The sequence below is a fragment of the Paraburkholderia sp. Ac-20347 genome, assembly GCF_017104805.1.
Taxonomy (GTDB): domain Bacteria; phylum Pseudomonadota; class Gammaproteobacteria; order Burkholderiales; family Burkholderiaceae; genus Paraburkholderia; species Paraburkholderia tropica.
Window position 1 is genome coordinate 1 of sequence record NZ_JAAGPN010000597.1, and the last position, 1,136, is coordinate 1,136.

Sequence of the window (1,136 nt, forward strand, 5' to 3'; positions counted from 1 at the left end):
GTTCGGCGCGGCGCTGCGCGAGTTGATCGCAACGTGCGCGCAGGCGCAGGCCGCGCGCGGCGCGGGCGCGACGCCCGCCGACTTCCCGCTCGCGGCGCTCGATCAGCCCGAACTCGATGCGTTGCCGCTCGCGCTCGCCGACGTCGCCGACCTGTATCCGCTTTCGCCGATGCAGTCGGGCATGCTGTTTCACGCGCTCTATGCGCGCGGCGGCAGCGTGTATCTGAACCAGTTGCGCGTCGATCTCGACGGTCTCGACGCCGCGCGTTTTCGCGCCGCCTGGCAGGCGCTCACGCAGCGTCACGACATCCTGCGCACGGGTTTCGTCGCGCAAGGCGAGGGCTGGCTGCAGTGGGTCGCGCGCGCGGTGGAACTGCCGCTCGACGAGCACGACTGGCGCGTGCGCGACGGCGAAGCGAAGACAGATATCAGCGACGATTCAAGCACCGATCTCCGCACCGAACTCGACGCCTTGGCCGCGCAGCAACTCGAACGCGGCTTCGACCTCGCGCGCGCGCCGCTGCATCGGCTGGCGCTGATCCGCACCGGCGCGCGGCGCTATCACTTCGTCTGGACCCACCATCATCTGCTGATGGACGGCTGGAGCGTGTCGCAACTGCTCGGCGAAGTGCTGCGCCATTACAGCGGCGAGGCGCTGCCCGCGCAGGGCGGTCGTTATCGCGATTACATCGGCTGGCTGCGCGGCCACGATGCGCAGGCGAGCGCCGCGCACTGGCAGACGCAGCTCGCGCGCCTCGACGGCCCGACGCGGCTCGCCGAGGCGTTTCCGAAACGCGCCGGCGATGCATCGGGTCAGGCATCCGGCCAGGCGCTCTACACGGTGGAACTGGACGCCGCCGACACCGCGCGCCTCGTCGCGTTCGCGCGCGAGGAACACGTGACCGTCAACACGCTGCTGCAGGCCGCCTGGGCGCTGCTGTTGCAGCGCTACACGAATCAGGACGCGGTGGTGTTCGGCGCGACGCTCGCGGGCCGTCCCGCCGATCTGCCCGGCGCGGCGCATCTGCTCGGTCTCTTCATCAACACGCTGCCGGTGGTGGCGCAGCCGCGCGCGGCGCGCCAACTCGGCGACTGGCTGCGCGCGTTGCAGGCGCAGGGCATGGCCGCGCAGGAGC

At 71.2% G+C, this 1,136-nt stretch carries 1 protein-coding gene; it reads left to right on the forward strand.

The window, feature by feature from the left end:
* Positions 1-1,136: condensation domain-containing protein (locus tag G3N97_RS38920; protein ID WP_241031108.1), on the forward strand; the 1,136-nt coding region annotated here is incomplete at both ends.